At 63.1% G+C, this 8,377-nt stretch carries 5 protein-coding genes; all 5 read left to right on the forward strand.

The features are described from left to right. The first annotated feature begins 67 nt into the window (after positions 1 to 67). The 5 genes from TSA1_RS38005 to cnbZ all read left to right on the forward strand — a co-directional run bounded on the left by TSA1_RS38005 (position 68) and on the right by cnbZ (position 8,300). Positions 68 to 3,163 (forward strand): MexW/MexI family multidrug efflux RND transporter permease subunit, encoded by a 3,096-nt coding sequence (locus TSA1_RS38005; RefSeq protein WP_100180792.1) that lies wholly within the window; start codon positions 68 to 70, stop codon positions 3,161 to 3,163. Between the two features lie 153 nt (positions 3,164 to 3,316). Next, positions 3,317 to 5,911 carry an ATP-binding protein gene (locus TSA1_RS38010; protein ID WP_100180793.1) on the forward strand — a complete coding sequence of 865 codons (2,595 nt, stop codon included), beginning with the start codon at positions 3,317 to 3,319 and terminating at the stop codon, positions 5,909 to 5,911. After that, a complete protein-coding gene (locus tag TSA1_RS38015; protein WP_100180794.1) occupies positions 5,908 to 6,297 on the forward strand; it encodes a response regulator in 390 nt (129 codons plus the stop codon). Before TSA1_RS38010 ends, TSA1_RS38015 begins: the two co-directional genes overlap by 4 nt. Next, entirely contained in the window at positions 6,294 to 7,544 is a 1,251-nt protein-coding gene (locus tag TSA1_RS38020) for an adenylate/guanylate cyclase domain-containing protein (protein WP_100180795.1), read from the forward strand. The genes TSA1_RS38015 and TSA1_RS38020 overlap by 4 nt, the downstream gene beginning before the upstream one ends. A 9-nt stretch (positions 7,545 to 7,553) precedes the next feature. Continuing rightward, positions 7,554 to 8,300, forward strand: a complete 747-nt coding sequence (gene cnbZ, locus TSA1_RS38025; protein ID WP_100180796.1) for a 2-amino-5-chloromuconate deaminase CnbZ — start codon at positions 7,554 to 7,556, stop codon at positions 8,298 to 8,300. The last annotated feature ends 77 nt before the right edge of the window (positions 8,301 to 8,377 follow it).

Here is an 8,377-nt window from a genome sequence, read left to right on the forward strand (position 1 = left end):
AATACATCCAAGTGATCCGGCCCGGCCGGATCACTTTACTTGAGACAAAGAAATCGAGATCGCCGCGATGCGCTTTACCGATATTTTCATCAAACGCCCGGTCCTGTCGGTCGTGGTCAGCCTGCTGATCCTGCTGATCGGCCTGCGCGCGGCGATGGTGCTGCCGATCCGGCAATATCCGAAGCTGTCGAACACGGTCATCAACATCACGACCGTGTATCCCGGCGCGTCCGCGGACCTGATCCAGGGCTTCATCACCACGCCGATCGAGCAGGCGGTCGCCTCCGCCGAAGGCGTCGACTACATGACCTCGTCCTCGGTGCTCGGCACCTCGACGATTCAGGTCTACATCAAGCTGAACTTCGATCCGAACCAGGCGCTCACCGAGGTGCTGGCCAAGACAAACTCGGTCAAATACCTGATCCCGAAGGAATCGAACGACCCGATCGTCACCAAGACGACGGGCCAGACCACGGCCGTGATGTATCTCGGATTCTCCTCCGAGGAACTGTCGGGCTCGGCGATCTCGGACTATCTGACGCGCGTGGTGCAGCCGGTGCTGTCGACCGTCGACGGCGTTGCCTCGGCCGATATCCTCGGTGGCCAGACCTTTGCGATGCGGCTGTGGCTCGATCCCATGAAGATGGCCGGCCGCAACGTGTCGCCGGCCGATGTTGCGGCCGCGATCACGGCCAACAACTTCCAGTCCGCGGCCGGCCAGACCAAGGGCTATCTGATCGTCTCCAACATCTCGACCAACACCAGCCTCACCGATGTCAACCAGTTCAGGAAGATGATCGTGAAGGCCAAGGACGGCGGCTTCGTCCGGATGGAGGACATCGCGACCGTCGAGCTTGCGGCACAAAGTACCGACGCGAGCGTCGCCTTCAACGGCGAGCATGCAATCTTCATTGGTGTGAATGCGACGCCGCAAGGCAATCCGCTGACGCTGGTCAAGGGCGTGCGAGCGCTGTTCCCGGAGCTCGAGCGCAACCTTCCGCCGTCGATGAAGATGAAGGTCGCCTACGACTCGACCAAGTTCATTCAGTCCTCGATCGACGAGGTGGAGAAGACGCTGGGCGAAGCCGTGATCATCGTGATCGTGGTCATCTTCCTGTTCCTGGCCTCGCTGCGCTCGGTCATCATCCCGGTCGTCACCATCCCGCTGTCGATGATCGGCGTCTGCACGCTGATGCTGGCGCTGGGCTTCAGCTTCAATCTGCTGACCCTGCTCGCGATGGTGCTCGCGATCGGCCTGGTGGTCGACGACGCCATTGTGGTGGTTGAAAACATCCACCGCCATCTGGAAGAAGGAAAGACGCCGGTGCAGGCGGCGATGGAGGGCGCGCGCGAGATCGTCGGCCCCGTCGTGTCGATGACCATCACGCTCGCGGCGGTGTACGCTCCGATCGGTTTCCTCGGGGGCCTCACCGGCTCGCTGTTCCGCGAGTTCGCCTTCACGCTCGCGGGCTCGGTGATCGTGTCGGGCGTAATCGCCCTGACGCTGTCGCCGATGATGTGCTCGGTGCTCCTCAAGAACACCGAGGAGGGCCGTTTCGCCAAGCTCGTGAACCGGGTGTTCGGCGCGCTGACGCGCTGGTATGGCCGCAGACTCGATCGGTCGCTCGACTACAAGGCGATCACCGGGCTGTTCGCGATCACGATTCTCGGCCTCGTCGGTTTCCTCTACATGCACACGTCGAAGGAGCTGGCGCCCGAGGAGGACCAGGGCATCGTGTTCGCGGTGACCAAGGCGCCGAAATACGCCAACATCGACTACGTCGATTTCTACGGCGACAAGCTCGACAAGGAATTCCAGAAATTCCCCGAGACCGATTTGCGCTTCGTGCTGAACGGCATCAACGGTCCACAGGGCGGCATCGCCGGCATGCTGCTGAAGCCGTGGGAGGAGCGCAAGCGCTCGTCGATCCAGCTGAAGCCGCTGGTGCAGGCCGAGCTCTCGAAGATCGAAGGCGTGCAGGCCTTTGCGTTCAACCTGCCGCCGCTGCCGGGCGGTCCGGGTGGTCTGCCGGTGCAGATGGTCATCAACTCGACCGCGGGCTACCAAACCGTCTATGAGCAGATGGAGAAGCTGAAGGATGCTGCGCGCAAGAGCGGCATGTTCATCGTCTCCGACAGCGACCTCGCCTACAACCAGCCGAACGTTCAGGTTACGATCGACCGGAGCAAGGCGCAGGATCTCGGCGTCAACATGCAGAACCTCGGCTCTACGCTCGCGGTGCTGCTCGGCGGCAACTACATCAACCGCTTCAATCTCGAAGGCCGGTCCTACCAAGTGATCCCGCAGGTGCCGCGCGCCAACAGGCTGTCACCGGACTCGCTCGGCGGTTACTATGTGACGACCAACACCGGCCAGCAGCTCCCGCTGTCGACCGTGGTTTCGATCAAGACCAAGACCGATCCAAACTCGTTGACCCACTATAATCAGCTCAATTCGGCCACGTTCTCGGCCGTGCCGATGCCGGGTGTGACAGTGGGCGCAGCGGTCGACTTCCTCGAAGGTGAAGCCAAGAAGCTGCCCGCGGGTTTCAGCCACGATTATCTGGCCGACTCCCGGCAATATGTACAGGAAGGCAACCAGCTCGCGATCACCTTCGGCTTCGCGCTGATCATCATCTTCCTGGTGCTGGCAGCGCAGTTCGAGAGCCTGCGCGACCCGTTCGTGATCATGATCTCGGTGCCGATGGCGATCGTCGGCGCGCTGATCCCGCTGTTCTTCGGCGTGGCGACCATGAACATCTACACGCAGGTCGGTCTGCTCACTCTCGTCGGCCTGATCACCAAGCACGGCATTCTGATGGTGGAGTTCGCCAACGAGCTCCAGGTCAAGGAGCGGCTCGACCGCCGTTCGGCCATCGAAATGTCGGCCCGCATCCGCCTGCGGCCGATCCTGATGACCACGGCCGCGATGGTGACCGGCCTGATCCCGCTGTTGACCGCGACCGGCGCAGGTGCGGCCAGCCGCTTCTCGATCGGCCTGGTCGTCGTCGCCGGCATGTCGATCGGTACGCTGTTCACGCTGTTCGTGCTGCCGGCGGTGTATGTCGTGCTGGCCACCGACCACCGCGCTGCGGCCGATTCCGAGCGGAATAGGCAGGTCGATGAGCTCGATCTCGGCACCAAGGCCCTGCGGCCGACTTGAGGCGGCTGGGAAGCAAACAAAAGGGGCGGCAGCGGCGGGTCCGTTGCCGCCCCTTTTTCGTTCCGTCACCTTAATAGCCATCCGGCGCCGCGGCCTGTGGTCTTCCCGCGCCTGCGAGAGACAAGGGCAGGTCTTCTTGCTAGGTTCCGCGGGATGAGCCTTTCCCTCCATCCCGATACCCCGCGAGCGAGCACGCTGCCGAGCCCCGCTCCGGCCAGCGCTGCCTCTGGCGCGGCCGCGGGACCGGGGATCAGGACTAGGCTGTTCACCAAATATGTCGCGCTGTTCGTCGCCGTCGTCGCCATCGCGCTGCTCGCCAACGGCCTGTTCGAGGTCTTCTTCTATTATCGCGAGCACAAGGCTTCGCTGATCAGGGTCCAGCATGAGCAGGCCGAGGCGGCTGCGGCCAAGATCGGCCAGTTCGTCAAGGAGATCGAGAGCCAGCTCGGCTGGACCACGCAATTGCCGTGGTCGGCGGGCTCGATCGAGCAGCGCCGGTTCGACGCGCTGCGGCTGCTGCGCCAGGTGCCTGCCATCACCGAGCTTGCCCAGGTGGATTCGACCGGCAAGGAACGGTTGCGGGTCTCGCGGCTCGCCATGGACGCGATCGAGAGCGGGATCGACCTGTCCAGCGATCCGAAGTTTACCGAAGCCGTCGCGCGCAAGGTCTATTACGGCCCGGTGTATTTCCGCCGGGAGTCCGAGCCCTACATGACGCTGGCGCTCGCCGGCGCGCGCAAGGATGCCGGTGTCAGCATCGCCGAGGTCAATCTCAAGCTGATCTGGGATGTGGTTTCGCAGATCAAGGTCGGCCAGCACGGGCATGCCTATGTGGTCGGTCCGGAAGGCCGCCTGATCGCGCATCCCGACATCAGCCTCGTGCTCCGCAACACGGACATGTCAGGCCTCGCACAGGTGCACGCCGCGCAGGCTGCCGGCGGCACGATGCCGGATGCGCTCGAGGAAGCGCGCAACATCCAGGGCCAGAAGGTCCTGACCGCATCGGCGCCGATCGAGCCGCTGCACTGGACCATGTTCGTCGAGCTGCCGGTCGAGGAGGCTTATGCATCGCTCTACGCTTCGCTGCAGCGGCTCGCGATCGTGCTGCTCGCGGCGTCGATCTTCGCGGTGCTGGCGGGGATATTCCTCGCGCGCCGCATGGTCGGGCCGATCCAGGCGCTGCGCAGCGGCGCCGAAAGGATCGGCGGCGGCGACTTCTCCCAGCGCATTTCGATTCGGACGGGCGATGAGCTCGAAGGACTGGCCGACCAGTTCAACGACATGGGCGCGCGCCTGCAGGAATCCTATGCGGACTTGGAGCAGAAGGTTGAGCGGCGGACAACAGAACTGCGCGAGTCTCTCGAACAGCAAACCGCGACTGCGGAAGTATTGAGCGTCATCAGCAGTTCGCCAGGTGACCTGGCTCCCGTGTTCGACGCGATGCTGGACAAAGCCATGCAGCTTTGTGATGCAGATTTTGGTGTACTTAATACCTTTGACGGGCATTTCCATACCGCGGCTACCCGAGGGCTCTCTCCCGCTTACGAACAGTATCGGCGATCGCAACCGCTGCGTTATGGGCCGGCCACGGCGCCGGCGCGGCTGTTGGAAGGCGCCGACTTTGTAGAGATCACCGATCTTCTCCACTCCGAACCCTACCGCAACGGCGAACCAAATCGGCGCGCATTGGTCGACCTTGGCGGCGCTCGATGCCTGCTCGCTGTGCCATTGAAGAAGGATGACCGCGTCGTCGGAAACGTCATGATCTTTCGACAGGAGGATCGATCATTTTCGCAGAAGCAGGTGAAGCTGCTTCAGCAGTTTGCATCACAAGCCGTGATTGCCATTGAGAACGCGCGGTTGTTGGCCGAATTGCGCAAACGCACTGAAGAATTGTCACACTCTCTCGAAGAGCTGCGCACCGCGCAGGACCGCCTGGTGCAGACCGAAAAGCTCGCTTCTCTCGGCCAGCTCACCGCCGGCATCGCTCACGAGATCAAAAATCCGCTCAATTTCATCAACAATTTCTCCGCTCTCTCGACCGAGCTGATCGACGAGCTCAACGAGGTGCTCGAAGCGGCAAAGCTCGACGGCAAGACCAGGGAAGAAGTCGACGAGCTGACCGGCATGCTCAGGGGCAACCTCGAAAAGGTCGTGCAGCACGGCAAGCGCGCCGATTCCATCGTCAGGAATATGCTGCTGCATTCGCGCCAGGGCTCCGGCGAGCATCGGGCCGCTGACATCAATGCGGTTGTGGAGGAAAGTCTCAATCTGGCCTATCACGGCGCGCGCGCCGAACGGCCGTCCTTCAACGTCACCCTCGAACGCGCGCTCGATCCTGCCGCCGGCATGGTCGACATCTATCCGCAGGAAATCACGCGCGTCTTGCTCAACCTCATCTCGAACGGTCTTTACGCTACCGCCAAGCGCAAGGAGGGCGCAGGCGAGGCCTTCGAGCCCACCATGCACGTGACGACCAAAGACCGCGGGACCATGGTCGAGATCCGAATCCGCGACAACGGCACCGGAATTCCGCCGGAAGTGAAAGAGAAGATGTTCAATCCCTTCTTCACCACCAAGCCGGCCGGCGAGGGCACAGGTCTCGGCTTGTCCATGAGCCATGATATCGTCGTGAAGCAGCACGGCGGCACCATCGACGTCGACACCGAGCCCGGTGTATTCACCGAATTCATCATCACCCTGCCGCGCACGATGGCGGCAGGCGGCACTTCCGGAGGCAAGTCGTGAACGTTTACATCCTGGTCGTCGACGACGAACCCGACGTCGAGGCGCTGTTCCGGCAGCAGTTCCGGCGCGAGTTGCGCGCCGGCCGCTTCCAGATGGAGTTCGCTACGTCCGCGCCCGATGCGCTCAAGCGCGCGGCGGAGGTTCGCGATCCCTCGCTGATCCTGATCCTGTCCGACATCAACATGCCGGGCATGAGCGGGCTGGACATGCTGCCGAAGGTCCGCGCCGCACATCCGGACGTTCCCGTCATCATGATCACGGCCTATGGCGACGCCGAGACGCGGCGGAAGGCGATCGAGCGCGGCGCCGTCGGGCTGCTCACCAAGCCGATCGACTTTGCCCTGCTGCGGCAGGAGATCGACACGAGGCTCGAGAAAGCCGCATGACTGCGACCATCCTCTTCGTCGACGACGAGCCGGATCTCGAGGCGCTGGTCCTGCAAAAATTCCGCAGGCAGATCCGCGAGGGGCAGCTCGCGCTCGTGTTCGCGCGCGATGGTCTCGAGGCGCTGGAATCGCTCGAGCAGAACCCCCATGTCGACATGGTCGTCTCCGACATCAACATGCCCCGGATGGACGGCCTGTCGCTGCTGGCGAAGCTCCAGGAGGCCGAAGACAAGAAATCGACCATCATCGTCTCCGCCTATGGTGACATGAGCAACATCCGAACCGCCATGAACCGCGGCGCGTTCGACTTCCTGACCAAGCCGATCGACTTCGCCGATCTGGAAGCCACGATCGGCAAGACCATCCGCCACATCGAGATGCTGCGCGAGGTGCGTCGGCGCCAGACGGAAGCCGAGCGCGCCCACGCCGCGCTATCGCGTCATTTCTCGCCCGAGCTTGCCAAGCGTCTGGCCGCCAGCGGTGAGGGTGAGGGAATCGAAGTGCAGTGGCGCGAAGTCGCCACCATCTTCACCGACATTACCGGCTTCACCTCGCTGGTCGAGACCGCGCCACCCGAGACGTTGGGCAAGCTGCTCAACGAGTATGTCGGCGGCATGACCGAAATCGTCTTCGCTCATGAGGGAACGGTCGCAAAGATCATCGGCGACGCGATCCAGGTGCTCTTCAACGCGCCCGGCGATCAGCCGGACTATGCCACGCGCGCGGTTGCCTGTGCCCACGAGCTCGATGCCTGGGCGCAAGATTTTCGCGCGCGCCAGAGTGCCATGGGCGTCACTTTCGGCGCCACCCGCATCGGCATTCACGCCGGTCCCGCGCTGGTCGGCAATTTCGGCGGTAACCGCTTCTTCGACTACACTGCGTATGGGGACTCCATCAACATCGCGGCGCGGTTGGAGGCCGCCAACAAGCATCTGGGCAGCCGCATTTGCGTCAGCGCCAGCGTCGCCGAGGCGGCTGAGAATTTTCAAGGCCGCCCCGTGGGGGAACTGATGCTGCGCGGACGCAGCGAGCCGTTGCGCGCGTTCGAGCCGCTGCCGCCGGCCAAATACGAAGCCCCGGAAACGGCGCTGTACTTGGAGGCTTTCGCCAAGATGGCGGCCGGCGACGCCGCGGCCATGCCGGCCTTCGCCGCGCTGGTCGGCATGCACGCCGACGACTCTCTGGCCGGCTTTCATCTGAAGCGCCTGCTCAACGGCGCCAAGGGCGTTCGTATGCAGCTTGAATAGGAGTTCGTCATGATCCGTGAGTTCTCTGCCGGAAATTACCGTTTCATTCCGTCCGTGTTTCAATATTCGGCGGGTGCCGCCGCGGATGATGGCTATGAGATCGAGCGCGTCCGCTTCGACCGTCTGGTGCCGCTTGCGGAAGGGTTCGCGCTGGCTGCGAAGTTCATCCAGGAGGCAGGGCGTCCGCTGACCGCGTTCTGCGCCTGCGAGCTGCGTTCGCCGGCGGCCTTCAGCGAGGAGGGGTTTCGCGCGTTCAACCTGCACTATGTGAAGACGCTGTCTGAATGGGGCATCTTCGACGGTACCACCAATCCCGTGGCGCGCAGCAATGTCTGTCCCGAGATTGATCCGCCGTCCGAGCCGTCGTTCTATGCGTTCTCGTTCACCCGCCCGACACGCTCGAAGGCGCCGAGCTTCGTGATCGCCGGCGGCGCCGAGGCGCGCGAGGGTAGCGGCACCTATGTCGAGCGCACCGTACGCTACCGCGATCTCAGCCCGGAAGGGCTGCGCGAGAAGGTGCGCTTCACCACGACGTCGCAGATGGAAAGCCGGATGGCGGCCTTCGGCTTCGGCTGGAAGGACACCACGGGTGTGCAGGCCTATTCCGTGCACGATTTCCACCATGCGCTCGTCGACGAGTTGGTCCGCCGCGGCGCGTTGCGCTCGGGCCTGACCTGGCATTTCGCGCGGCCGCCGGTGGTCGATCTCGAATATGAGATGGATTGCCGCCGCGTGATGCGCGAGGTGGTGATCTAGAGCGTTTTCGAGCGAAGTGGACACCGGTTCGCGTGAAGAAAACGCGTCAAAACAAGAATCTAGAGCTTCGGTTCTGA

The organism is Bradyrhizobium nitroreducens (assembly GCF_002776695.1).
Classification (GTDB): domain Bacteria; phylum Pseudomonadota; class Alphaproteobacteria; order Rhizobiales; family Xanthobacteraceae; genus Bradyrhizobium; species Bradyrhizobium nitroreducens.

Coding starts and splice junctions, on each gene's coding strand:
- TSA1_RS38020 (WP_100180795.1), top strand. CDS start 6,294: ATGACTGCGACCATCCTCTTCGTCGACGACGAGCCGGATCTCGAGGCG.
- cnbZ (WP_100180796.1), top strand. CDS start 7,554: ATGATCCGTGAGTTCTCTGCCGGAAATTACCGTTTCATTCCGTCCGTG.
- TSA1_RS38005 (WP_100180792.1), top strand. CDS start 68: ATGCGCTTTACCGATATTTTCATCAAACGCCCGGTCCTGTCGGTCGTG.
- TSA1_RS38010 (WP_100180793.1), top strand. CDS start 3,317: ATGAGCCTTTCCCTCCATCCCGATACCCCGCGAGCGAGCACGCTGCCG.